Genomic DNA, 25485 nt, shown 5'->3' with positions numbered 1-25485 from the left:
TTAATGAATTTTTCGACTTCAACTTTAACCTTAAATCCGATTTATCCCCTTAGTATTGCACCGATGATGGATCGCACTGATCGCCATTATCGCTATTTTATGCGACAAATCACCCGGCGAACTTTGCTCTATACTGAAATGGTGACAACGGCGGCAATTTTACATGGAGATCAAGAGCAATTATTAGGATTTTCTCCCGAAGAAAAACCCCTCGTATTACAGTTAGGAGGAGATAATCCGAGTCATCTGGCAACTTGTGCTAAAATAGCCGAAGATCGGGGATATGATCAGGTTAATTTAAACGTCGGATGTCCCAGTGATCGGGTGCAAAATGGCAATTTCGGGGCGTGTTTAATGGCGCAACCGGAGTTAGTGGCTCAAGCAGTAGAAGCGATGCAAAAAGTGGTTAATATTCCGGTGACTATTAAACATCGAATTGGTATTGATGACCAGGATAAATATGAAGATATGGCAGATTTTGTCAGAATAGTTGCTAACGCTGGATGTCAATACTTTACTGTTCATGCTCGCAAAGCTTGGTTACAGGGTTTAAGTCCTAAAGAAAACCGGACTATTCCCCCGTTAAGATATGAAGAAGTTCATCGTTTAAAACAAGAGTTTCCCCATCTATTTATTGAAATTAATGGTGGGTTTAAAACCTTAGCAGAAGTCAAAGATCAACTACAATTTGTTGATGCTGTGATGATCGGACGCGCTGCTTATGATCACCCCTATTTGTTCGCAACGGCGGATCAAGAAATCTATGGAGAAAAAACACCTCCCTTGACCCGTCAAGAAGTCATAGAAGCTATGTATCCTTATCTGGAATATTGGTTACAAAAAGGGGTAAAATTAAATAGTATGACCCGCCATTTTTTAGAGTTATTTGCCCGACAACCCGGAACCAAAGCCTGGAAACGTTATATTAGTGAAAATGCCTATCTGACCCATGCTGGAGTAGAAGTTCTTCAGCAAGCATTGAAGCAGCTTCCTCAACCTTAAAATCCCTACTGGTAAAAAACAAGTTGAATAAGGTTCCCTTTCCTAAGATTTTATTTAATTCTCTCATTGTAAAGAAGGGAATAAAAACAATTAATAAACAGAGAATTTGATAAAACAAATCAATTTGAGAAACTTGATTTTGCAGTTCTATTAAAATCCGTTCCAGGGATTCTTGTTGAAATAAACCGACGATTAAATGTTCCACACTATTAAAAAATAAAGCAATGAGGGTAAATAAAACGGATTTATAACCCACCGAAATGATTAAGGGTTTATGTTCATAGCGTTCTACAATGGGGAGTTTTTCCGATAAAAGAATCACCTTTCCTAAAACTAATGCACCCATAATTGTAATCCCGTAGTTAAAGCCATCAATACCATATTTAACTAAGGCTAGGGAATTTAATGTTACTAAAATACTAAAGGATGAGGCTAAATATAAATTAATAATTCCGAGGTTAATAAACTCCCGAATTAAGATATTTAGCCAGTTCTGCTTAAATGTTGTTATTGTGATCATATTTTTATTCACGATTCTTGAGTCTTGATCTTAAAATAAATTCTGCCACACTTAGATCCACAGGGGTTGTCACTTTCAAATTAGTTTCTTCCCCTGGGACAATATGAACGGATAACCCACATTTTTCAAATAAGGCCGCATCGTCGGTGACTTCCCAGCCCTGTTGACGCCCTTGATCATGACATTCTTTTAATAATTTCACCTCAAACCCTTGGGGCGTTTGCGCCGCCCATAATTGTTGGCGATCGGGTGTATCTAAAATTAACCCATTTTCATCAACAACCTTAATTGTATCCTTGACTGGAATAGCGGCAATTAACCCCGAACAGGTCTGCAACGTCGCCCCACAGCGCTCGAATAACTCCGGTGTGGCCAAACATCTCGCCCCATCATGAATTAATACCCGCTCCGCATCCGGTGGTAAGGCCTGTAAGCCATTGTAAACCGACTGTTGACGGGTTTCGCCCCCCTGAATTAACTCGACGGGTTTAGTTAGATTAACACTGGCCAAAATTTCCTGAAAGTCGGGAAAATCCACGGGTTGACCCATGATCCCGATCCAGTCAATACAAGCTGAAGCCTCCGCCGCTTCGAGTGTCCAAGCTAATAGGGGTTTATCCCATAGGGTCAGGAGCAATTTGTTGCGATCGCTCCCCATTCTGCGTCCCATACCCGCCGCCGGAATTAATAAGTGCATTGTGAAAATTTAGAGGTAAGATTGACAACTCTGTGTTCGTATTAGAATTAAGCTGATCTTGTAGATTAACTCTTTAATGATGAGAATACTAGCCCTTGTCCCAGGTGGAATAGGCGATCAAATCCTGTTTTTTCCCACCCTGGATGGCCTCAAGCAAGCCTATCCTGAAGCCCAAATTTCTGTTATGGTAGAACCCAGAGCCAGGGGAGCTTATCGGGTTTGTAAGTCCGTTTCTGAAACTCTCACCTATGACTTCAAGGGACGAAACAGTTTAGCCGACTGGGGAAATTTTTTAGGAATTGTCCGTGACCGGGAATATGAAGTGGTGGTATCCCTGGGTCAAAGTTGGACAGTGGGATTGTTATTGTGGTTAACGGGTATTCCCACCCGCATTGGTTACGCAGGCGGGGGTGAGGGGCTATTTATTAGCAACCCAGTCCCCTTAAAACCAGAGCAATACGCCGCCGAAATGTATTATGACCTGCTCAAAGGGTTGGACATTATTACCCCCTTTTCAGGATTATCGATTAATGTGCCTAAATTGGATCTCGACTGGGGAGAAGCGGAACAAAAACGCTTAGGAGTCAAGGATAGTGGTTATATTTTGATTCATGGCGGATCTAGCCAGTTAGCCCAACTAAAAGGCATTGATAAAATCTACCCCGTGGCCAGTTGGCAAAAAATTATTCAAGATATTCAACAGCGCCAACCTAACCTCCCCGTGATCATTGTCCAAGGGCCAGAAGATGGGGCCTTAGTGCGGCAAATTGTCGAATCTTGTCCCCAGGTTAAAGTCACCCAACCGGAGGATATTGGTAAATTATCGGCGATGATCGCCTCAGCAAATTTAATGCTCTGTACCGATAGCGCCCCGATGCACTTGGCCGTTGCGGTGGGAACCTATACGATCGCCTTATTTGGCCCAACTGAACCCGCTAAATTATTACCAAAAAGCGATCGGGTGATTGGGATTAAATCTCCTTCGGGCAAAATGTCTGATATCTCTCCCGAGCAGGTAATTAAAAAAATCTGGGGAGGCTAAATGTTCGATCCCCCCTAACCCCCTTAAAAAGGGGGGAAATGGACAATTTAACTCCTCGTTTTTTCAGGATAAAACCCCAGTTCAAAGTACCCCTCTAAGATAAAACTCAAGTTCAAAGTCCCCCTTTTTAAGGGGGATTTAGGGGGATCTAACCTAGGATAAAACCAAAGTTCAAAGTCCCCCTTTTCAGGGATTTAGGCGAATCTAACCTAGAGAAAGAAACATAATTGTAAACTATAATTGAATTAAAGCTATCAACAATCTATGAATTACAATATTGAAGAAACAGTTATTGAACGCTACAAAGCCGGAGCGCAAACAGTACAACCTTCCCTATGTTGTCCGGTGGAATATCAGGAAAATCAATATTTAGAAATTATTCCCCAGGAAATTATAGATAAGGACTATGGTTGTGGTGATCCCACCCGTTATGTTAACCCGGGGGAAACCGTAGTTGATTTAGGTTCGGGGGCGGGTAAAAATTGTTATATGATCGCGCAAAAAGTAGGGTCATCCGGTCAAGTGATCGGCGTAGATTTTAATGATACAATGTTGGCTCTTTCCCGCAGCCATCAACCGGAAATGGCTCAGAAATTAGGCTATTTGAATACCAGTTTTGTTAAGGCAAAAATTCAGGATTTAGCCTTAGATTTAGATCAAGTGCAACGGTGGTTAACGGTTAATCCGATTCAATCGATTGAAGACCTGGGGAAATTTGAGTTAGAATGCGATCGCCTACGTCAACAAAATCCTTTAATTGCCGATAACAGTGTTGATGTTGTTATTTCTAATTGTGTTTTAAATTTAGTCCGTCCCCAGGATAAGGATCAACTCTTTCAAGAAATTTATCGAGTCTTAAAACGGGGCGGACGGGCAGTTATTTCTGATATTGTTTGCGATCAAGATCCGACACCTAGAATTTTAAATGATCCCGATCTTTGGAGTGGTTGTATTGCGGGAGCTTTTCGGGAAAATGAGTTTTTAGAACGTTTTGAACAGGCTGGATTTTATGGCGTTGAGATATTAGCCCGACAGGAGGAACCTTGGCAAGTGATTGATGGCATTGAGTTTCGTTCCCTAACAGTTACTGCATTTAAAGGCAAAGACGGCCCCTGTTTAGATGTAAACCAAGCCGTGATTTATAAAGGGCCCTGGAAACAGGTAATGGACGATGACGGACATATTTTATATCGGGGGGAACGGATGGCAGTTTGTGATAAAACCTACCAAATTTATAGTAACATAAACAGCCCCTATTATCAAGATATTTTAGGAATTTTACCCCATGAAACTATCCCCCTAGAATCAGCCCCGGAATTCGATTGTAGACGGAATGCCATTCGTAAACCGGAAGAAACCAAGGGAGAGCATTATTACGTTACCATCAATAATTCTGATAGTTCCTGTTGCGCTCCTGCGAGTTCTAGTTGTTGTTAAATAGTGAAAAAAAGTTATAATAAGTCCTGATCTAAGGTGATATTTAGTAACTTTAGATTAGGGCGATCGCTAATAGCTGGAAACACTTTATTGGTTTACCCGCTTTCTGGCCATACCTGGGGAAGTGTGGAAACTTGGAGTCAAGGGCCAAAGATTACTGAGTATCCCAGTTCTCTGATTATTTGATGGTTTTTCCCAGCCTCGCAAACCCCCCCTAGACAGCCGATGGCGTCTGGGTTTAAAATAGAGGGGTCGCTTCTATTATTTAGAAGTGGAATTAATGGAAACCTGTAAAGATTGACTTTATGGATAAGTCACAGGGCGAAGCATTTAAAAAGCAATGCGAGGAAAATGACATTACAGTAACCTGGCAACAATTTTAACGAAGGAAATAGATTGATGATTAAGAAAGAAGACTTATTGGAACAATATGGTTCACCAAGAACACAGCATTTAGTAAGAGACTGTCTTTATAATTTTAGCTTCATTACTCCAAAAGCTGAAAATAAACTAAATGAACAGTCGCTTCAAGAGAATTGGGGAAGAGAGTTAGATGTTTTGAAGAAATACATAGCAGTGACCCTTTATTGGAGTATAGAACAAGAGAAATTTGTAGAGTATCAAGATGGTTTTATCGTGGCGGCTGGCTTGTTAAGAAATCGGTATAATGTTCCATTGTATTTAAAGTTTGAACCAAATCAACGTGTCGATCAACCTTGGAGATTAACAGATGCTGGAACTGGAGAAAATTTCAGTGATGATGTGGAATTGCCACCACCGCCAGAAGTACCAAAAGCACCTGAAATCCCCAGGGGTAATGAAATTGTGGTGAAAGACGAACATATACTCCGTGATAATGTCGAGAGAATAGAATTTCTTGCACCAGCCAGCACAGTGACCCAAATATGTGCATTAAATGGTGCAATTCAATGGTCTATACACAGGGAGTTGTATCAGCCTTGTTGGTATTATGGAAAAATGCAGTATTTTATCCCTGTTTATCTAAAGAGCCAAGAAAATATTACCAGAACTCCCGATTTAATTGCGCCTTTAGAAGTTCGGTCAGGTCAGTTTCCTCTACTGGTTAGAACGGTAATGAATCCGCTCAAACAAACATCCTATTATAGCAATATTCGACCAGTAGTACCTAGAGCAGATCAGCTTAAGCCGTGGATTATTAGTAGCTGGAATGAAGCCATGGCTTCTCCAAATGACATGAGTGACGATGATGATTAAATACTAGATTACTGAAGTCGCTTCTATTATTAGAAGTGGAATTAATGGAAACCGAACTAATTAATAGTGTTATACCCTTGTAACACTATTAATTAAAAAATACTTCTTGGAAGTAAAATCAACAAAAAACAGGATAGGAAAAATCATCCCATCCTGTTTAATAATTTATCTAAAAATCAGTTGATTCGATCAAAAATCTCAGTATATTGATCCCCTACAATATATTCAATCACTTCCTATTTTTCCATCCCTCCCAGATTGTGCATTAGTTGGTTTTTTTAATATTTTTTATTCTTAGAAGATCATTTTAATAACGCCCAAGGTTGAAATTTTGAGTGCAAACAGTTTAACCAATATAGCATGGCAAAATCGCGATTAATTAGGAAAAAATCTCTACTAAAAAATTAAGTTTCTCAAAGAAAATAGGTTTTTAATCCCAACTTGAAAACCGATATATATTAAGAATTGTTTCAAATTAAAACAAAATAGAAACTTTTGAACAATGGCAAAGGGTTAATTGTATCTTAAACAATATCCAGAGTTGAACAACCCACCCAGATTAAAAAACACCATTTAAACAGGACTTGACAATGATTAATACTGTAACACCAGTTCCTAAAGGGATTGGCGTTCTATTAAAAGCACCTTTATCGGGACATATTCTACCCATTGAACAGGTTCCCGACCCCGTATTTGCTCAAAAAATGGTTGGGGATGGAATAGCCATTGACCCCGTGAGTCAGGTTTTAATTGCCCCCTGTGATGGGGAAGTGATCCAACTGCATCCGTCCCATCATGCGGTGACATTAAAAACCCCAGAAGGGTTAGAAGTGTTGATGCACATTGGGTTAGATACTGTTAAGTTACGCGGTCAAGGATTTAGCCCTAAAGTTAAAATGGGCGATCGCATTCAAACAGGCGATCCCTTAATAGAATTTGATCCCGATTATATCGCTCTAAATGCTAAAAGTTTACTCACCCAAATTGTGATTACTAATAGTGATCAATTGGCAACTTTTCAAGCTAGTTCGGGTCATGTTGTGGCTGGAGAAACAGTTATTTTAGAACTGACTTTCGCCCCAACAGTAATTGAAAATAACCCAATTTCTGCCGAGACAATTACCTCCGATGAAATTATTATTCCTAATCCTACCGGACTCCACGCTAGACCTTCGGCCGTATTAGCAAATTTAGCTAAAAAATATCAATCTAAAATTCGGTTACAACGGGGCGAACAAGACGCCAATGTTAAGAGTGTGGTCGGGTTAATGGCCATGGAAGTCAATAACGGCGATCGGGTGGTTTTGGTGGCCCAGGGCTCCGATGCGGCTGAAGCGATCGCCGAACTCACCGAAGCCATGCGTTCCGGGTTAGGGGAAGAAGGCAGTCTCCCCATTTCCGCCCCCGCCAGCGTCGCCCAGGGAGAAATCTCGAATCCCGCCCCCCGTCGGCGTTCAGACGATCCTAATGTGGTTTTAGGGGTAGCGGCATCCTCGGGGGTGGCCGTGGGTCAAACTTTCCGGGTGAGGGAACAGGAAATTGAGGTGACGGAAAAGGCCGAAAATCCTAATACAGAACGGCGGAAGTTAGAAACGGCGATCGAACAGGCCCAATTAGAGGTAGAAGCGTTACGGGCCAATGTTCATGGCCAGGGCGATCCGAGTAAATCAGCTATTTTTGCCGCCCATCAAGAATTATTAGAAGATCCCGAATTAATTGATATTGCTACCAGCACCATTGATAAGGGAAAAAGTGCTGCTTTTGCCTGGAAACAAGCTTTTACAAATAGTGCAGCCCAACTGGCAAAATTGCAAAATGAATTGTTATCCCAACGGGCAAATGATGTTCGAGATGTGGGGCAACGGGTATTAAGAATTCTCACCGGAGTTACCTTAACCGGGCCGATTTATCCTGAGAATACTATTTTAATTGCTGAGGATTTAACCCCTTCGGATATGGCAACTTTGGATCGCTCAAAAGTGATTGGATTTTGTACCGTTGCCGGGGGTTCGACTTCTCATGTGGCAATTTTAGCCCGTTCTATGGAAATTCCAGCGATCGCGGGAACTGAACCTCAAGTCTTAGATTTACCCGACGGTACACCTGTTATCTTAGATGGCAGTAAAGGCACATTAAAATTAAATCCGACCACGGCGGAAATGGAACGGGTTAAAACCCAGCTAGTTGAAATTGCCAAAAAACGGCAAACCGACTTAGCTAATGCCATGAAACCCGCCATCACCACCGATGGACACCGGATGGAAATTGTTGCCAATATTGGTGGCAAATCGGAGGCAGAAACTTCCGTAGAATTGGGAGGAGAAGGGGTCGGTTTATTGCGAACAGAATTTGTATTTATGGAGCGGACATCTGCCCCCACAGAAGACGAACAAACGGAAATATATAGTAGTATTGCCCGGGTTTTAGGGAAGGATAGACCATTAATTATTCGGACTTTAGACGTAGGTGGAGATAAACCCCTACCCTATTTACCCATTCCCCATGAAGAAAACCCCTTTTTAGGAGAACGGGGAATTAGATTTGGGTTTGATCGTCCTGAACTTTTGAGAACCCAATTTCGGGCTATTTTAAGATCGGCGGAGGCGGGAATGTTGCGAATTATGTTCCCGATGATTGCCCGATTAGAAGAAATTAGAATGGCAAAAGCCATGTTAGAAGAAGAACGGGAAAAGTTAAATCTTCCCCCGGTTTCTGTAGGGATTATGGTGGAAGTTCCCTCGGCGGCAGTCATGGCCGAACAGTTTGCTAAAGAGGTAGATTTCTTCTCTATTGGAACTAATGATTTAACCCAATATACCTTAGCAATGGATCGGGGACATCCGAAACTTGCCCCCTATGTGGATGGGTTAAATCCGGCGGTTTTACGATTAATTGATTTGACGGTGAAAGGCGCAACTAAAGAGGGAAAATGGGTGGGAGTTTGTGGCGGAATTGCCAGCGACCCCCAAGCGATTCCCTTATTAATTGGTTTGGGGGTGAAGGAATTAAGTGTTAGTGTTCCCAGTATTCCTACGATTAAGGCACAAATCAGAGAATTAAGTTTAGTTGAGTGTCAAGAATTAGCCCAAAAAGCCTTAAATGCAGAAACAGGGGCGGATGTGCGGGCACTTTAATCAGTCATCAGTTATCAGTTATCAGTTGTAGGGGCGGGTTTATCAAGATTTAGGGATTAACAAATCTAAAAAAACCCGCCCGTACCAGTTATCAGTTGTAGGGGCGGGTTCATCAAGATTTAGGTGATTAACAAAGATCTAAAAAAACCCGCCCGTACCAGTTATTAGTTGTAGGGGCGGGTTCATCAAGATTTAGGTGATTAACAAAGATCTAAAAAAACCCGCCCGTACCAGTTATCGGTTGTAGGGGCGGGTTCATCAAGATTTAGGTGATTAACAAAGATCTAAAAAAACCCGCCCGTACCAGTTATCGGTTATTAGTAACAATATCTAATAGAGCCATGAAGGACTCACTACTTAAGAAAAACGATGTTTAAAAACGCTTTTGCTTTGTTACAAAAAATGGGAAAGTCTTTAATGCTTCCCGTTTCAGTGTTACCCATTGCTGGCTTATTATTAGGATTGGGTAGCGCTCGTTTAATTGAATTACAAAATCTGGCATCGGGAACAATTTCTTCCCCTAAGTTTGGGTGGCTGCCTGAAGGTTTAGCAACCATTATGAAGACTTCCGGGGATGCAATTTTTGGTAATTTACCGATTATTTTTGCGATTTCCGTTGCCATTGGATTTGCGGAAAATGACGGGGTTGCTGCTTTGGCGGCAACGGTGGGATTTGTGGTTTTTATCGCTGCTTTAGGGGCGGCATCTACTACTTTATTTGGTATGAATCCCGATGATTTAGTCAAAGTCATGGGCATTCCTTCCTTAGATACGGGGGTATTTGGCGGGTTAATTATGGGTTGTGTTGCAGCCTATTTATTTAATCGTTATTTCCGAATTCAACTCCCTCAATATCTGGGATTTTTTGCGGGAAAAAGATTTGTTCCGATTGTGACTTCCTTTGCGGCGATCGCCATGGGAATCTTAATGAGCGTGGTCTGGCCGCCCATTGGAGCCGCAATTTCTACGGCTGCAAATGCAGCGGCATCCGGTGGCAATGTTAGTCTTACCGCCGCTATTTATGGGGTTGTAGAACGGTTATTATTACCCTTTGGATTACATCATATTTGGAATGTTCCTTTCTTTTTTCAAATCGGATCATTTCTTGATCCACTCACGAATAGAGTGGTAACTGGAGACATTAATCGCTTCTTTGCTGGCGACCCAACGGCCGGAATTTTAGGGGGGGCTTATTGGTTCAAAATGTTCGGTTTACCGGCGGCGGCGATCGCTATTTGGCGGGCGGCAAAACCGAAAAATCGCGTGTTAACTGGGGGGATTATGATCTCCGCCGCTTTCACTTCTTTCTTAACCGGAATTACCGAGCCGATTGAATTTTCATTTATGTTCGTAGCCCCACCTTTATACGCGATTCATGCGGTGATGGCGGGCTTTTGTGATTGGTTATTTGTTGCCTTGGGCGGACGCATGGGATTTACCTTTTCCCAGGGATTTATTGACTTTTTCCTGTTTAATGGATTAGGCACAAAGGCGTGGTTAATTCCCGCCCTGGGGCCGTTTTTTGCCGCCTTATATTTCTGTGTGTTTTACTTTGGAATCCGACAGTTTAATTTCTCCACTCCGGGTCGAGAAGATGAGGTAGAAACCGTAACCACAATTACCCCAGGAACGGGGGTAGGAAGTCTGGCAATGGAGTTAGTTCGAGCCTTTGGTGGACGGAGTAATATTGCCACTTTGGATGCTTGTATTACTCGATTAAGAATCACCGTTAATGATATTAAAAAGGTGAATAAAGCCCGACTTAAAGCATTAGGAGCTTCGGGAGTTTTAGAAATGGGAAATAGCGCCCAAGCCATATTCGGCCCCCGTTCGGAAAATTTAAAAACAGATATGATGGAATATCTCAAAAATGCGGGGCCAGAGGCAGATTTTGTTGAGGAAATCACACCAGAAACTACAGAGGTTAATTCACCTGAAGCAGTGATTTCAACCCCAATTATCTCAGATTCCGAGGCAAAAAATCGGATTCAGCAGATCATGATTGCCTTGGGTGGAAAACAGAATATTCAGAGTATTGATGCAGTAGCATTAACTCGATTACGGGTTAAAGTTATTGATAATAACCTGATTGATGAAGACGGATTAAAAGCCGCGGGTGTGGAAGGAATTTTACGTTTACCCAATGGCATATTACATCTATTAGTCGGTTTAGGTGCGGAACAATACGCAAAGAATCAGTGATCAGTGATCAGTCATCAGTTATCAGTTTAAGAGTTATCAGTTATAGCAACCCGCGCCGAGGTTGTAATATTTTAATATTGATTAACTGATAACTGTTAACTGTTAACTGTTAACTGATGACTAATATTAGATGGGTTTAAAATCTTTGTTGAAATTAAGTTGATTGGCTTGGACTCCTGGTACAAATGCAATTAGTTCTTCCAGACCTGATTTATTAACATAAATACCCGCTCCGGTTCCGTACCCCGATAAGGTTAAATCCTTAAAAGTAATCACATCATTAGTTTTATAAACAAAGTAATCTTCACCTACAGTAAAATCACTAATAAACGCAAAATCCGTTGAACCTCCGGTTGCATAATAGGTGCTAGAATCAGAACTCCCTAAATAAAATCCATCCAATCCTGCACCCCCAACTAAAGTATCAATTTCACCCGCTCCTGGAGTAGTTGAGTTAACATCAATCCCCGCAATAAAATCATCCCCAAGATCACCGGAAACATAATCATTTCCCCCGCCACCGGCTAGGAGATCAATTCCTTGACCTCCAAACAAAGAATCATTATCGTTTCCTCCAAATAATAAATCTGAACCTAAGTTACCAAAAATTTGATTTTTACCTGATTCTCCAATCAGAACATCGTCCCCTTTCCCTCCAAATAGCAAATCATTCCCTGGACTACCATAAATAACATCCGCTCCCAGATTGCCATTAATCGTATCATCGCCCTCAAGACCTTGCAGGGTGTCATCTCCCGCTAACCCATAAATTTCATCGTTTCCAATCAATCCAACCAGATTATCAGCTGCTTCAGTTCCTAAAATTAAAGTCATTTTTTAAATCATTTATTAGTTATCAGTTATTAGTAATAAAGCAATTGTTGGTTGTTGTCAACTAAAATCAATATTTATTTGACTTGATTGACGGGATTTTTTTGATAAACCGATAACCACTAGAGACGCGCCGTGGCACGTCTCTACACTGATGACTGATTACTGATGACTGATTACTGATTTTTGAGTGGTGGCGATCGCCACAATACCCGCAACAGAAATTCCCGATTTTTGGAGTTGAGCAATAGCTGATTTAACCGTTGCACCAGTTGTATAAATATCATCTAAAATTAAAACTGAACCCTGGGGCGGGCGACGCCGGAAATCCTGACCAATATTAAACACACCTTGCATTTCTTTTAAACGTTGACTGGGTGAGAGTTCATGCAGTGATTCCGTTTGTTTAATTCGTTCTAAACCATGAGCAGATAGGGATAAACCCGTGAATTCACAAAAACTTTTCGCTAACAATTCGGCTTGATTAAACCCGCGTTTTTTTAACTTCGCCCGGTGGAGGGGAATGGGTACAACCGTAACCGGGGAGACCCCCGACCCGGGCGTCGATAACCAAGTTTCTGCCAATCCATAGCCCAAAGGTTGGGCTAATTCGGTATGATGATTATATTTGATAGCCGCGATCGCTCGCTTGAGAACATCTTTGTACTGTCCCCAGACCCAAAGTGGCACGTCAGAGGCAAATTTAGTCCCAGGGGGAAATCGACAACGAAGTAACTGTCGTTCACAATAATCGCAAAGTTCTGTTTTTGCGGGTCGGTCACATAACGGACAGTTAGGTTTGAGAAATAAACTTAGGATCGCTTTCACAGTTGAGGTTTTGAGATGGGGAGGGGAGGTTTTGATCGAGAAACCAGGTTTCTATCTCCCACTACGACTATTTTCTATTGTTGAACTGATCGGATCAAATCGTAACTAAATTTAGTTTAAAGTGTGGATAATTTTTACGCGCTTCACGAAATTCAACCAGAGCACCGCGATATTGTCGGGGAGCCAGCCTTTTATTTAAGCCAATTGCTCCATCAGGGTTATCCGGTTTTACCCGGTTTTGTAGTTACGGATCAGTTATTTGGGGAGATTTTACAAACCATTGATTGGTTAGAACCCCTATTTGTTGATTTACCTGAATCATCCCTCTATTTTGACATCAATCAACCCCGTCAATTACAAATTATCGTTCAACACCTTTGTCAACAACTGATTGAAAGTCATTTACCCCCATCCTGGAGTCAGAAAATTCAAGACAGCATTGACCAATTAAAAGCCTCAGCGTTGATTTTTTATCCGAGTCTGAGCACTCCCGATTATTTACAAACATCGGGACTTTTTAAATCAGTGATCAGTTGGGCGGATACTCCCACAGCTTTATTGGGATTAAAACAAGCCTACTGTGAACTTTTTAGGGCTAAAAGTTTATTATATTGGCAACGATACCAGATCGAATTACAAGACCTATGTCCTGTGGTCTTAGTTCAACCCCTCCAGTCCGCGATCGCTTCCGGTTTTGTTGAAATTCGCCCTCACTGTTGGGAAATAAGCTCCACTTGGGGTTTAGAATTTTCCCTATTGTGGGGAGAAAGCCATCCCGATATTTATTTAATCCAACCCCAAACGGGAATGATTCAACAACAAAAATTAGGCTCTAAAACGATTATCTATAATTTAAAATCTTCTCCTGATCAGCCCACAAAATACCCCATTCCTCAAAAACAATTCGGAACTCAAAATACTCAGCTTCCGATTTATGTCACCTTGATTTCTGAACAACAACAAGGATTTTCCCTAACGCTGAAAGAACTACAAAAGTTGATCAATCTCATTCAAAAAGTCACACGGTTTAATCCGGAAATTACTCGATTGGATTGGCGTTTATTGCAACAGCCTCAAACTCAAGAACCTCAATTCTATCTCGTCGGGGCTAAATCTTCCGAAATCTGTCTTTCTTCTAGTTCTGTCATTTACCATTCTAGCCCCCATCAACAGCATTTTCAAGGAGTAGCTCTGGCGTCTGGAAAGTCTAAAGGAACTGCATATATCCTCACGGAAACACAACCCATACCCTCACAATTACCGGAGAATACTGTGTTAGTCGTTCCAGCAATTACTTGGGATTATTTAGCCCTATTGAAGCAGACTGTTGCTATTGTTGCTGAAAAGGGAGGAATGACCAGTCATGGCGCAATTGTGGCGCGAGAATTGGGTATACCTGCTGTTTGTGGAATCGTGAATGCAACCATGCAAATAAAAACGGGTGAGTCTATTTTTGTTGATGGAAACTATGGGGAAGTTTATGTTGTCAAGCCTGATTATTCAGTGGATCAACAGTTTTTAAAATGGAGTTTTCAGGAACAAAAACCAATTAAAACTCCTACCCATATAAACTCTACACCCCTAATGGTTAATATTAGTCAATCGAGTTCTATCCAGCGACTTCATTCTTTACCTTTACCCATTGATGGGGTAGGTCTATTTCGGTCAGAATTGATCGCTATTGAAATATTAGAATGTTCTGAATATCCGACCATAAATTCTTGGGTTTCTCAGGAAGTTGCAGACAAATTATGTGATTTTAATACCTGGATTTCATCCCAAAAACAGCAAAAATTCATTCAAGAAATGGCTGAACTCATTCATCAGATGGCTACAATTTTATCCCCTCGACCCGTTTATTATCGAGCTTTGGATTTAAGAGAAATAGCAAAATCGGTATCGGGATTAAATTATTTTTACCCTCTCCTGGGTAATGGGGAAAGTAAGAATAGGAAATTATCCTCTCAGGATAAGGATAGTATTAATAGAGGACATTTTCTGGCTTCAAATTCTCCATCTTTAGAACGTCTGATTTTATTTGATTTAGAACTTAAAGTCTTATTAAGACTGTATGAATCGGGAAATAAAAATATTCATTTAATTTTACCTTTTATTCGTTCTGTTGAGGAATTTACTATTTATAAAAAGCGGATCGAAGCATCAGAATTAATCCATTATCCTGAGTTTCAATTGTGGATTATGGCGGAAGTCCCATCGATTCTATTTTTATTACCTGATTACCTGGAAGCTGGGGTTCAAGGCATTTCAATTGGAACCAATGATCTGACCCAATTACTATTTGGAATTGATCGAAATCAAATGCAAATATTTCCAGGATTATACGAAAATCATCCTGTATTGAAAAAAGCGATAAAACAGTTAATTGAAATGGCAAAAACCGCTAATATTCCTTGTTCAATTTGTGGGGATGCTCCCGCTTTATATCCTGAATTAATTGAAGATTTAGTCCGATGGGGAATTACATCTATTTCTGTTAATTTAGATGCCGTTGAATCCACATATATGGCGATCGCTAGAGCCGAAAAACAAATTATTTCCCAAACTCTAGCGAGCGAGGACGCGCTGCTGGCGCAAAGCTAAGGCCAACCCAGTACAGGAATTTCAATATTTTTGCCAGATCTTAATATTGAGTTCTTTGGAAGGCTTCTTCTGGGGAAATATTTCCGTAAATCACCGATAAAATTCCCGGTAAATAGTCATCCATGGTGGTGACACTGGTATAGATTAAATGTTTAATCAATGCTGGGTTTAGAGACGCATCTTCCGCATCTAAACTGGTTTTATATCGAAGTTCACCATCTTGAAAATTCATTTCAAAATTTCCCACCACTGTCCCATAATTAAGCAGGGTGATAAATGTCGCCATATTATAGCGTTTATAGTCAGGAACTTTCACCGGACAAACGGAATAAACCGCAATTTGCCGTTCTTCTTCCCTCACAATGGTATAACAATCAAATCGGCCGTTTTTGCCCTCTACACCCAATGCCAAGACTCGCCGATGTTCAATTTCTCTATAAACCCAACCGTCTAGGGTCATAAAGTCAATGAGAACATCAAATACGGCCCGATCTGATGGGTATTCTTGAGAAAGTAATTCCGGGTTTTGTTCTGACACAGTAAACATCCTTAATTTTCCTATATCTACAACGTTCTTTGAATAGTGGCTTCAACAATTACGCTCGATGGGAGTTATCTGGCGTTGGCATATTATACGCAATTTTATTTGCTTTGGCACTCCGGTAAACAATATTAGTTAATTCATAATAAATGGGTGGATACAAGGAGTAAAGTTGACCATAATAAAATCGATTTTGATATCGGTTATAATCCTGAATTTTTTTTCTAATTCCCGATCCTAAACGAGAAGTTTTTTCAAAGGTTTTATCACTCTGTTCAATTGTCCATTTAATTTCCTCACCCTCAACCCCGCGACTAATTAAATCAAAACACTGTTCAATCACTTGACGAATTCTTTCGCGGTCTTTAGATTGAAATTCTAGTCCCTCTTGCTCAGAATCTCTGGGTAATAACTGCAACCGATAGCATCCATTGGGATCAGCATGGGGATACCAACCGAGTTTTAAGGTATAACCCTTTTGATTAATAATCCAGTCTGTTTCCTTAAACTCAATAGATTGGAGTACGAGCAAGTTTTCATGATAAAACTGCTGATTGAGAATCCGACCATCCTGAATCAATGGATCTTCATCCCCAAAACAGTTATGAGTAATTGCCCAACCACTGGGAATATTCAGACGAACAAGGTTTGATTGCATAAATTAGGATTGACTGGACAAGAATCAAGTAAACTCAGCTATCTAGTGTGCGATCAGCAGCAATTGATCTGGCTTGGCGCTCACTTCTGACGAATTATAGTGCAATATCATATTTTTTCATTGACCGCAAGGCAAATATCCCCGTTACCGCTTCCGGATCGAAGGGTGACAGGCGGATTAATGGAGGGGTGATTGCGTTGAAGTGAGTTTATGTTTAAATATCGTATTTTAGCCTTAGTGACGCTGATGGTGGCTCTGGGTGTGGGGTTGAGTTCTTCGAGTATTGCTCAACGATTTGACAAAACATCATTACCCTCAGACTCGAATGTGGAGGCCAAAGTTGATCCGCACCAATTGATTACGGTCAGACTGCGGAACAAAACCAATCAAACCCTGGTTTATGCCTTAGCCAATGATAATTCCCAGAGGTTAGCACCGGGTAAAACCGAAGAATTTTTAGTCAGAGTCGGACGTCAACCCGGAGAAACCAGCACAATTTTAATTAATACACCGGAGAATAATTACCCGTTAATTTATAGTTTTCAAGTTGTCCCTAAAAATATATTAACCGTTGAAATTAGTCCCACCCGTGCAGATAATCCCAGCCAAAAACGGACGATTTATATTGATGAACAGGGGAAAGTTTATTCCTTTTAATCAGTCATCAGTTGTAGGGGCGGGTTCATCGAGATTTAGGTAATTAGCTCATATCTAACAGAACCCGCCCTTACAAGATTACCCAAAAACGGACGATTTATATTGATCAATAGGGGAAATTTTATTCTTTTTAATCATTTATAGCAGGGAACGCCGGATCTGGGAACAGGGAACAGAACTGATAACTGATAACTGATAACTGATAACTGATGACTGAAAAGATCAGCCTGTATTTCGCATTCCAGCGGCAATTCCATTAATAGTTAATAGAGCGCCCCGGAGTAATTCTCCTTTGCTATAACGGGAATGAACAACACCCGAAGCCACGGATTTTCCGTGTTGACGTAGGCGTTTTAACAAAGCTACCTGTAATAAACCTAAAGGAATAATCGTGGCATTGCGTAACTGTACCGAACGTTGTAAGACGGGATCATCTTCTAATAGTCGTTGATGTCCAGTGATTTCTTGGACTAACTCCACGGTGAGATAATATTCGGCGAGGATTTGCTGGAATAATACCTCAAACCGCTCAAGATCATCAGGATGACTTAATTCCCTGACATAGTGATGGGCGATTTCCATATCTACTTTAGCCAAGGTCATTTCCGTCTTAGAAATCAACACTTTAAAGAACGGCCATTTAACATAGAAATACCGCAGGAGTTTTAGATTTTCCTGGGGTTCCTCGTTGATAAATGCCTGTAAAGCGGTTCCTACCCCATACCAAGAAGGCAGTAAAAAACGGCTCTGAGTCCAGCTAAATACCCAGGGAATCGCCCTTAAACCGGAAATATCCTTTTTCTTATCCCCACTACGACGGGCGGGGCGAGAACTGATTTGCAGTTGACTAATTTCTTGGATGGGGGTGACTTGATGGAAGAATTCGGGTAAATCGGGTTCTTCATAAATTAAAGCCCGATAGTGCGCCCGCGATCGCATGGATAACTCCTCCATGATTTGATTCCAGGGATCAATCTCATCAAACCCGTTATGGAGGAGACTGGCTTGGATGGCTGCGGTGGTGACGCTTTCGAGATTAAATAACGCTAACTGCGGGAGGGAATATTTAGACGCCAGGACTTCCCCCTGTTCGGTAATTTTAATCCGGCCATTAATACTACGGCCCGGTTGAGCTAAAACTGCTTTGTAGGCTGGGCCACCCCCTCGACCCACCGAACCCCCGCGTCCGTGGAAGATGCGAAGACCCACTTTATAGGATTCAGACACATTCTGTAAGGCTTTTTGGGCTTTGTGAATTTCCCAGTTACTGCTCAAGAAACCCGAATCTTTATTACTATCGGAGTAGCCTAACATAATCTCTTGTAAAGACTGATCAGGATCATGACTCACAAGTTTATATTGTTCATAACCCCCGGCTAACATTGCCCGATATAAAGGTAATTCAAACAAGGTAGTCATCACCCGGGGAGCGCGTTTGAGATCTTCTACCGTTTCAAATAGAGGAACAACAATAACATTCCCAATTCCGGTGGCTGGATCATAAAGTCCGGCTTCTTTTGCCAAGAGTAAAACTTCCAGTAAATCACTGGCTTCATTACTCATACTAATAATATAGGTTTGGCAAATTTCCGGCCCAAATTCCTGTTGTAACTCCCGCATCACCCTAAAGGTGGTAATGGTTTCACAGGTTTTTTCAGAAAACGGTAATTCAGCCGGAATTAAAGGACGACGGGTTTGGAGTTCTGTTGCTAACCAAAGACATCTTTCTGCTTCAGAAAGCTCGGTGTAGGGTTTGGGTAAAACTTGCAGATAGTGGGTCACTTCGTTCAAAGCATTACAATGAATCGAAGACTCTTGACGCATATCTAACCTAGCCAAACTAAACCCAAAAACCTCCACCTGACAGATGAGATTTTCCAGTTCTTGACAGTTCATTCCCGTTTCTTCTAGGTTGCGTTGAATCATTTTCAACTCCGCCAAGAAATCATTCCCCGAACGATATAATTTACTCGCTTCGTGGTCAGGAACTAGACGCTCTCGGATGCGAGACATTTCGGCATTATTGTACATTTGCCAATTGCGATCGCGAGTATTTTCTAACCGTTTTTGCACATAAGATAGTTTTAAACGATAGGGTTCTTGACGATAGCGAATGGCTGTTTGATCATAGATATCGGGTAATTGTCCTTGATCTCGATCTAAAGATTCTAATAATTCTGGAAGAACATCACTCCAATGTAAGGATAAACTCAATAAACGATTGAGGCGTTTGACCGCTTCAATATATTTTTCCAGGACAACATGACGCTGATAACAAGCGGTTTTCCAGGTCACTTCCGGTGTTACCGAGGGATTTCCGTCTCGATCTGAACCCACCCAAGATCCAAATTTACAGAAATCATGTTTAGGTAATTTCAGATAGGGAAAAGAAACATTTAAGGCGTGTTTTAAGCGCTTATAAAGTTGAGGGATGGTATCAAATATAACTTCCTGAAAGTAGTGCAGGGAATAATCTACCTCATCCAGAACCGTTGGTTTAAATTGATGGAGTTCATCGGTACGCCACCAAAGCCGAATTTCTTCGGTTAGTTTTTCATGGAGTTCTTCTGTCCATTCCGACATAATGGAAGATTCTTCGATCTCCTCCGTTATAAGCCCATTAAAGCTTTCATCAACTTGATCAAGTTGTTCGAGGATCGTGGCAATGCGACGCTGTTTGGTTCTAATTGTATGGCGAACAATTTCCGTCGGGTGGGCCGTAAATACCATCCGCACATCCAATTGATCTAATAATCTTTGAATCTTTTGGGCGGGAACATTCAACTGTCTCAACATCGGAAATAGGGAATGGAATGTTGCTAACTCCCGATCCTGTTCGCTGTAATTGGTAACATTGGTTAGTGGCAGTGGACTTTCTTCTTGATCGGAAAAACGTTGATTCCGAGACTCAAAAGTAGACATTGACTTTACCGGGGAGACGGGTAACTTTCCTTTCCCTTTTCCATGGTTATAAGCAATTTGCTGTTCCCGTTGTTCATAGTGCTGTTCAACAATATTAATCAGTTGAAAATATAAGGCAAATCCTCGGGCCGCCCGAATAGCTTCGTTAATATCAAGTTGTTCAATTAACTTGAGGGCATCTGATCCTTGGAATTCTTCGGCTTGTCCTTCGGGTGAGGTCATCGATGCTAACTGATGGAGTAAGTCCACCAGTTGTTGGCCGCACTCTTGACAGAGGACGGACTCCCAGACATCCTCTATAATCTTGAGACGATTGCGTAAAAATAAATCCGAAGTGGTAGTTGGCGGGTTTGATGAAACGACCGTATTTGGAGCCTGTTCGGAAGATTGGAGCAGTGAACTCATGATCGTCTTTTCCTGTGTTGCAAGAATATCAAGTTATTGTATTGCCTAATTTCTCCTAAAACATGGAACTTTGCAGTCAAATCTGTCACCGTTCTCTATTCTATTTTTCCTGGGATTGAGGAAAATGCAGAATTGGCAGGCGATCGCCTCGGAGAATTTCCTCGCTGTTGGTGCTGAGGTTCAACATAAAATCATGGAGTGCTTTTGTTCCGAGTGCAGCTATTAATAGGGGTGTGGTGGCTAAACTTACTAACCAATCTTGGGGAAAAGCAATGCGCTCAGGACTTTTTGCCAGGGGATCATTGGTGGGGGTGGGTTGCATAGATAATTTGCGCCGCATCGCAACAACGGGGAGTTGATCTAAACTTTGGACGAATCATGCCAGAATTGTAGTCGAATTATAACAGGTCGTTTCCCCATTTGGTGAACCACGGGACTAACCCCGGAAATTGGAGTTCAATGGGATGAAATTCACGAATCGAGCCGTTTGGTAGGGGTAGGGAGTTGACTTGAAGGCTAATAAAACAGTTTTAACCGGAGAGGGTTTAGCTTTAACCCAATGGGCAGAAAAAGCCATTGGACTTGCGGATGTGCAGGTTCAAATTCGCTTGCGTGGCAATCATTTACACGTTTTGTGTGAAGCACCGATCAGTCCAGATGAAAAAATTGCTACATCTAATTTTTCTGGGGCGTTAACCCAAACAAATCTAACGGCTTTACTCCCGCCTAATCAACCGATTTACAAGATTTTTTTATCCGGTCGCAGTTTGGGGGCGGCACGACCGGATTGGACAGTCAAGCTCGAATATACAGAATTACAATTTCAGGAGGCTTCTGCTCAACCCGCTAAGTCCGTTGAAAGCTCCCCAGCGGCAGTTCCTCAACCTATTACTGAACATAAACACAACCCCTTAACAAAAATCACTGGTCTTTTTAGACGCTCTCAACCTCAAGAACTGACTCCACCCGCCCCTGTGAACGGAGCAGGGGGAGCAGGGGAAGCAGGGGGAGCAGGGGAAGCAGGGGGAGCAGGGGAAGCAGGGGGAGCAGGGGGAGCAGGGGAAGCAGGGGAAGCAGGGGGAGCAGGGGAAGCAGGGGGAGCAGGGGAAGCAGGGGGAGCAGGGGAAGCAGGGGGAGCAGGGGGAGCAGGGGAAGCAGGGGGAGCAGGGGAAGCAGGGGGAGCAGGGGGAGCAGGGGAAGCAGGGGGAGCAGGGGAAGCAGGGGGAGCAGGGGAAGCAGGGGGAGCAGGGGGAGCAGGGGGAGCAGGGGAAGCAGGGGGAGCAGGGGAAGCAGGGGGAGCAGGGGAAGCAGGGGGAGCAGGGGGAGCAGGGGAAGCAGGGGAAGCAGGGGGAGCAGGGGAAGCAGGGGGAGCAGGGGAAGCAGGGGGAGCAGGGGAAGCAGGGGGAGCAGGGGGAGCAGGGGAAGCAGGGGGAGCAGGGGAAGCAGGGGGAGCAGGGGAAGCAGGGGGAGCAGGGGAAGCAGGGGGAGCAGGGGGAGCAGGGGGAGCAGGGGGAGCAGGGGGAGCAGGGGAAGCAGGGGGAGCAGGGGGAGCAGGGGGAGCAGGGGGAGCAGGGGGAGCAGGGGAAGCAGGGGGAGCAGGGGAAGCAGGGGGAGCAGGGGGAGCAGGGGAAGCAGGGGGGGGTGAGGAGACGATTCAACCCGAACCTGAACTGTTTTCCTCCCTGGCAGATGAAGGTCTGGCCTTCACTTCTATGCCTTTGGAATTTAACACCGAAGCACCTGAAGCGGTGCAAGTGTCCTCCCTGCCTGATACCCAGGAGTTAACTGCTCCTACACCACCATCGGCTGTTAACACACAACCATCCATAACCGATCAGCAACTACCAAAAGTTGTTGCCCTAGAGGTTTCGACAGAAAGTTTGGCGCGTCAGGGGTATCCTGATGCGATCGCCAGCTACCTCAGCGAAATTTTAGGGGGATTGGGGGTGGGGGTGAAGGTGACGATTCGGGAAAAATTCCCGAAAGGGAAAAAAAGCGAAGCCCTACCAGAAACAAATCCATCGGGCAGGCGGCTGTGGGTGTTGTGTGAATCGGCCTATAGTCCCGATCCCTCCCTATTAGCTCAACCCATTGCTCAACGGTTGCGACAGTTGCAGCTTGAAGGGTTCCGGGATGCTTGTATTTTGTTGCAAGTCCAGGGGGAATCTACCCCCGACTGGATGTTACGGATTGATTTAACCCCACCGGATCTGATTCTCAAACAGTGGGGACGCTGGGGAGATGAACAGGCGATCGCCTGCTTACTTAATTTGTCATTGAGTCAATTGCAGGTGGAAGTCCGAACTACCCTGAAAGAATCCACCCTGCATCTGTTCTGTACGGACGTGCCATGGCACGTCTCTACTCAACCGACTGGTGTAACAAAAAGCCGCAGGCGTCAGGTTCCCGATAAACAGGCGGTGATGGATATTGTCATCCCCCTATTGGATATCCTGGCTCCTCAAGGGATTTGCGCCGCCACGGTCTATGGTTTAGAAACCACCGCCACCCAATCTAAACCGGGTGCTCCGATTTGGGTGGATTGGTTAAATTTACCCGCCGCCCAACATTCTGACCTCCAGCCTACGGCCCTAACCTTAGCCCAACAGGGCAATCTTTCCGCCTTGCGCTTTGTTCTGAGTCGTTTAATTAATCCCGATTTGGAGCTAAAACTAGCCACCGGGGGCATTCGGGTACTGCTATTACAAAAAGCCGAATTACTCCACGTCATGACTGAGGGAGCTACCTGTCCGTCCCAGTCTCAGGTGGCCCCGGTGATTGCTCAATTTCTCCGCACCCATCGTATTAGTGGGATTTCCGGGGTGAGAATTTATGGCCGTCGCTCAGGACAGAAACTTCCTCTGTGGCGCTACGGGATCTATTTAAAAACCAGTCAACCTGATACTGTCCCCTCCGCCCTACCTGATTTTGTTAGTCCCCCAGAGGAAGGCGAAACCCTGGGAGAAAGGTCATCCCTACCCGATGGTTTAGTCCTGCGTCCTGACTTAAACCTGGATCATCTTGAAGTCGATGTTTCTCGACCCCTAAATCCCCCCTATCCCAATTGGCGAGAGGTTTTAGATCGGGGGGCTGAAGTTCTGGCTCAAGGGTTGGTGACGACCCGGTTATTTGCCCCTCGGGTGGCAATGATGGTTTCCCGACCCAGCAAAACCCACCGTTATCAAAAAATTGCCTTAGCTTTAGTTTGGGCAACCTTGGGAGGATTATTCGTCGTACAGGTAGATAAAATCCTGGGTGAATTGTTAGTAGAAATTCCCATGGATGGGGTTGGGAAAATGGTAATTACTGCTGATAATCCCAGTGATTTAGAGGAAAAAAACTCGGAAATTATCGTCGCATCAGATATTACGGAAAGTCAGAAAAATTCCAAAGAAAATAATATATTTAATGGAAGTAATTTTATTTCTTCCACGGTCAAACCCCCCAAATGCAATTTATCTGATACAAAATTAGGGTTAGAAGCCTGTAAGTTAGCTCAATTTCTTTATCCAACTTTTAAAAGCCCCCAATTAGATGAACAGTTGGCTCGATATCAGCATTTTATTTTGACGGAAAAACGCCCCCCGGATATTATGATTATTGGGAGTTCTAGGGCTTTACGGGGGATTGATCCCGGAGTTTTAGAAACGGAGTTAAAATCTCGGGGTTATGGGGAGTTAAAAGTTTATAATTTTGGGGTGAATGGGGCAACTTTACAAATTGTTGATTTAATTATTCGTCAGATTTTGCCCCCGGAACAATTGCCCAAGTTAATTATTCTAGCTGACGGGGTACGCGCCCTCAATAGTGGTCGAGTTGATCGGACTTATGAAACGATTTCTGCCTCGGAAGGTTATCAACAAATTTCTCAGGGAAGATTTCAGATTCAACCCCAAATTGAGCAGAAGCAGCCATCTATTCTAGGTTGGCAATCTAATTTGGTTGGAAAGTTTCGTCAGGGAGAGTTGAATTTTGAGCAGTTTCAAACGGAATTAAATCAACAGTTTGTGGGCTATTCACAGGTTTATGGACAACGCGATCGCCTGCAATTTCTGTTACAGTCTATAGTCAGGGGAGAAGGGTTTAAAAGCCAGATTGAATCCCCTGTGGATGAAGCTGAACCTTTTAATGACCAATCCCTAAAAACCTCTGAGTTTTTACCCAGTGGATTTTTACCTTTATCGACTCAGTTCATTCCTGAAGTTTATTATAAAAATCATTCTCAAGTTTCTGGCTATTATGATGGAGACTATCAAGGGTTTGAATTAGAGGGAAAACAAACCACTGCTTTAAAAAATCTGATTGAATATGTAGACTCTAAAAATATTGATTTGGTGTTTGTCAATATGCCCCTGACCCAAGATTATTTGGATCAAATTCGGATGGCTTACGAACAAAAGTTTAGGGATTTTATGCACTCTATCAGTCAAGAAACGGAACTCACTTTTATCGATTTATCCAGCGAATGGTTACAAAATTATAATTATTTTTCTGATCCGAGTCACTTAAATCAATATGGTGCAGTGGCTGTTTCTCAAAAGTTAGTTGAACTGGATCAAATTCCTTGGCCGAGGAGAAAGTAGGGAATTCGGACAGTCAATTGATTAATCTCCGTAAAACCGCAAACTTTCTTAACAAGAATAGTAATATGAAATCCTTATTTTTTATTGAATGTCCTAACCGTCCTAACTGTCCTTGTATTTTTGCTCTAGTTGTGAGAACATTGTTGTGAGAATATTTCAGCATAATTCCCCGCTGGAATAGACTTACAA

17 protein-coding genes are annotated in these 25485 nt (G+C 42.7%); 9 read left to right on the top strand and 8 right to left on the bottom strand.

Going from position 1 to position 25485, the window contains the following annotated elements; translation table 11 throughout:
* The first annotated feature begins 3 nt into the window (after nucleotides 1-3).
* Nucleotides 4-1002 carry a tRNA dihydrouridine(20/20a) synthase DusA gene (gene dusA, locus AC2D3N_RS15430; protein ID WP_484691394.1) on the top strand — a complete coding sequence of 333 codons (999 nt, stop codon included), beginning with the start codon at nucleotides 4-6 and terminating at the stop codon, nucleotides 1000-1002.
* Here dusA and AC2D3N_RS15425 read toward each other — a convergent pair.
* Together AC2D3N_RS15425 and ispD are read right to left on the bottom strand one after the other, a co-directional pair.
* Entirely contained in the window at nucleotides 926-1522 is a 597-nt protein-coding gene (locus AC2D3N_RS15425) for a hypothetical protein (RefSeq protein WP_484691393.1), read from the bottom strand. The genes dusA and AC2D3N_RS15425 overlap by 77 nt on opposite strands.
* A gap of 4 nt (nucleotides 1523-1526) precedes the next feature.
* The gene (ispD, locus tag AC2D3N_RS15420) at nucleotides 1527-2219 is read right to left on the bottom strand and encodes a 2-C-methyl-D-erythritol 4-phosphate cytidylyltransferase (protein WP_484691392.1); all 693 of its coding nucleotides are present in this window, start codon (nucleotides 2217-2219) and stop codon (nucleotides 1527-1529) included.
* A 79-nt stretch (nucleotides 2220-2298) separates the two neighbouring features.
* Between ispD and AC2D3N_RS15415 the strand changes: the two genes are divergently transcribed.
* The 5 genes from AC2D3N_RS15415 to ptsG all read left to right on the top strand — a co-directional run bounded on the left by AC2D3N_RS15415 (nucleotide 2299) and on the right by ptsG (nucleotide 11270).
* Nucleotides 2299-3261, top strand: a complete 963-nt coding sequence (locus tag AC2D3N_RS15415) for a glycosyltransferase family 9 protein (protein WP_079681628.1) — start codon at nucleotides 2299-2301, stop codon at nucleotides 3259-3261.
* A 264-nt stretch (nucleotides 3262-3525) separates the two neighbouring features.
* On the top strand, nucleotides 3526-4698 hold the full coding sequence (locus tag AC2D3N_RS15410; protein WP_484691391.1) for a methyltransferase domain-containing protein: 1173 nt from the start codon (nucleotides 3526-3528) through the stop codon (nucleotides 4696-4698).
* A 399-nt stretch (nucleotides 4699-5097) separates the two neighbouring features.
* The gene (locus tag AC2D3N_RS15405; protein ID WP_484691390.1) at nucleotides 5098-5934 is read left to right on the top strand and encodes a DUF3825 domain-containing protein; all 837 of its coding nucleotides are present in this window, start codon (nucleotides 5098-5100) and stop codon (nucleotides 5932-5934) included.
* Between the two features lie 590 nt (nucleotides 5935-6524).
* Nucleotides 6525-9068 (top strand): phosphoenolpyruvate--protein phosphotransferase, encoded by a 2544-nt coding sequence (gene ptsP, locus AC2D3N_RS15400; RefSeq protein ID WP_484691389.1) that lies wholly within the window; start codon nucleotides 6525-6527, stop codon nucleotides 9066-9068.
* 369 nt (nucleotides 9069-9437) lie between these two features.
* Nucleotides 9438-11270: a glucose-specific PTS transporter subunit IIBC gene (ptsG, locus tag AC2D3N_RS15395; protein ID WP_484691388.1), complete on the top strand. Its 1833-nt coding sequence runs from the start codon at nucleotides 9438-9440 to the stop codon at nucleotides 11268-11270.
* Between the two features lie 126 nt (nucleotides 11271-11396).
* Here the strand turns inward: ptsG and AC2D3N_RS15390 are convergent, their stop codons facing one another.
* Together AC2D3N_RS15390 and AC2D3N_RS15385 are read right to left on the bottom strand one after the other, a co-directional pair.
* A complete protein-coding gene (locus tag AC2D3N_RS15390; protein ID WP_484691387.1) occupies nucleotides 11397-12104 on the bottom strand; it encodes a calcium-binding protein in 708 nt (235 codons plus the stop codon).
* Between the two features lie 159 nt (nucleotides 12105-12263).
* Entirely contained in the window at nucleotides 12264-12929 is a 666-nt protein-coding gene (locus AC2D3N_RS15385; RefSeq protein ID WP_234996833.1) for a ComF family protein, read from the bottom strand.
* Between the two features lie 123 nt (nucleotides 12930-13052).
* On the opposite strand from AC2D3N_RS15385, the gene AC2D3N_RS15380 reads away from it, so the two are divergent.
* Nucleotides 13053-15530 carry a putative PEP-binding protein gene (locus AC2D3N_RS15380; protein ID WP_484691386.1) on the top strand — a complete coding sequence of 826 codons (2478 nt, stop codon included), beginning with the start codon at nucleotides 13053-13055 and terminating at the stop codon, nucleotides 15528-15530.
* A 40-nt stretch (nucleotides 15531-15570) separates the two neighbouring features.
* Here the strand turns inward: AC2D3N_RS15380 and AC2D3N_RS15375 are convergent, their stop codons facing one another.
* Both AC2D3N_RS15375 and AC2D3N_RS15370 read right to left on the bottom strand, forming a co-directional pair.
* Nucleotides 15571-16077 carry a type III secretion system chaperone family protein gene (locus AC2D3N_RS15375; protein ID WP_079681506.1) on the bottom strand — a complete coding sequence of 169 codons (507 nt, stop codon included), beginning with the start codon at nucleotides 16075-16077 and terminating at the stop codon, nucleotides 15571-15573.
* Nucleotides 16078-16126: 49 nt separating this feature from the next.
* The gene (locus AC2D3N_RS15370) at nucleotides 16127-16729 is read right to left on the bottom strand and encodes a hypothetical protein (protein WP_484691385.1); all 603 of its coding nucleotides are present in this window, start codon (nucleotides 16727-16729) and stop codon (nucleotides 16127-16129) included.
* Between the two features lie 210 nt (nucleotides 16730-16939).
* On the opposite strand from AC2D3N_RS15370, the gene AC2D3N_RS15365 reads away from it, so the two are divergent.
* A complete protein-coding gene (locus AC2D3N_RS15365) occupies nucleotides 16940-17386 on the top strand; it encodes a hypothetical protein (RefSeq protein WP_484691384.1) in 447 nt (148 codons plus the stop codon).
* 222 nt (nucleotides 17387-17608) lie between these two features.
* Here AC2D3N_RS15365 and ppc read toward each other — a convergent pair whose 3' ends face one another.
* Together ppc and AC2D3N_RS15355 are read right to left on the bottom strand one after the other, a co-directional pair.
* Entirely contained in the window at nucleotides 17609-20713 is a 3105-nt protein-coding gene (gene ppc, locus AC2D3N_RS15360; protein WP_484691383.1) for a phosphoenolpyruvate carboxylase, read from the bottom strand.
* Between the two features lie 100 nt (nucleotides 20714-20813).
* Nucleotides 20814-21035 carry a hypothetical protein gene (locus tag AC2D3N_RS15355; protein ID WP_484691382.1) on the bottom strand — a complete coding sequence of 74 codons (222 nt, stop codon included), beginning with the start codon at nucleotides 21033-21035 and terminating at the stop codon, nucleotides 20814-20816.
* A 187-nt stretch (nucleotides 21036-21222) separates the two neighbouring features.
* Between AC2D3N_RS15355 and AC2D3N_RS15350 the strand changes: the two genes are divergently transcribed.
* A complete protein-coding gene (locus AC2D3N_RS15350) occupies nucleotides 21223-25296 on the top strand; it encodes a hypothetical protein (protein WP_484691381.1) in 4074 nt (1357 codons plus the stop codon).
* Nucleotides 25297-25485 lie beyond the last annotated feature (189 nt).

The sequence above is a fragment of the Planktothrix sp. PLAVEN19ND genome (assembly GCF_057220675.1).
This window is presented reverse-complemented; position numbering and strand designations above follow the sequence as displayed.

Bases quoted from the DNA above. Each gene is read 5' to 3' on its own strand.
- dusA (WP_484691394.1), top strand. From the start codon at position 4: ATGAATTTTTCGACTTCAACTTTAACCTTAAATCCGATTTATCCCCTT.
- AC2D3N_RS15425 (WP_484691393.1), bottom strand. From the start codon at position 1,522: ATGATCACAATAACAACATTTAAGCAGAACTGGCTAAATATCTTAATT.
- ispD (WP_484691392.1), bottom strand. From the start codon at position 2,219: ATGCACTTATTAATTCCGGCGGCGGGTATGGGACGCAGAATGGGGAGC.
- AC2D3N_RS15415 (WP_079681628.1), top strand. From the start codon at position 2,299: ATGAGAATACTAGCCCTTGTCCCAGGTGGAATAGGCGATCAAATCCTG.
- AC2D3N_RS15410 (WP_484691391.1), top strand. From the start codon at position 3,526: ATGAATTACAATATTGAAGAAACAGTTATTGAACGCTACAAAGCCGGA.
- AC2D3N_RS15405 (WP_484691390.1), top strand. From the start codon at position 5,098: ATGATTAAGAAAGAAGACTTATTGGAACAATATGGTTCACCAAGAACA.
- ptsP (WP_484691389.1), top strand. From the start codon at position 6,525: ATGATTAATACTGTAACACCAGTTCCTAAAGGGATTGGCGTTCTATTA.
- ptsG (WP_484691388.1), top strand. From the start codon at position 9,438: ATGTTTAAAAACGCTTTTGCTTTGTTACAAAAAATGGGAAAGTCTTTA.
- AC2D3N_RS15390 (WP_484691387.1), bottom strand. From the start codon at position 12,104: ATGACTTTAATTTTAGGAACTGAAGCAGCTGATAATCTGGTTGGATTG.
- AC2D3N_RS15375 (WP_079681506.1), bottom strand. From the start codon at position 16,077: ATGTTTACTGTGTCAGAACAAAACCCGGAATTACTTTCTCAAGAATAC.
- AC2D3N_RS15370 (WP_484691385.1), bottom strand. From the start codon at position 16,729: ATGCAATCAAACCTTGTTCGTCTGAATATTCCCAGTGGTTGGGCAATT.
- AC2D3N_RS15365 (WP_484691384.1), top strand. From the start codon at position 16,940: ATGTTTAAATATCGTATTTTAGCCTTAGTGACGCTGATGGTGGCTCTG.
- ppc (WP_484691383.1), bottom strand. From the start codon at position 20,713: ATGAGTTCACTGCTCCAATCTTCCGAACAGGCTCCAAATACGGTCGTT.
- AC2D3N_RS15355 (WP_484691382.1), bottom strand. From the start codon at position 21,035: ATGCAACCCACCCCCACCAATGATCCCCTGGCAAAAAGTCCTGAGCGC.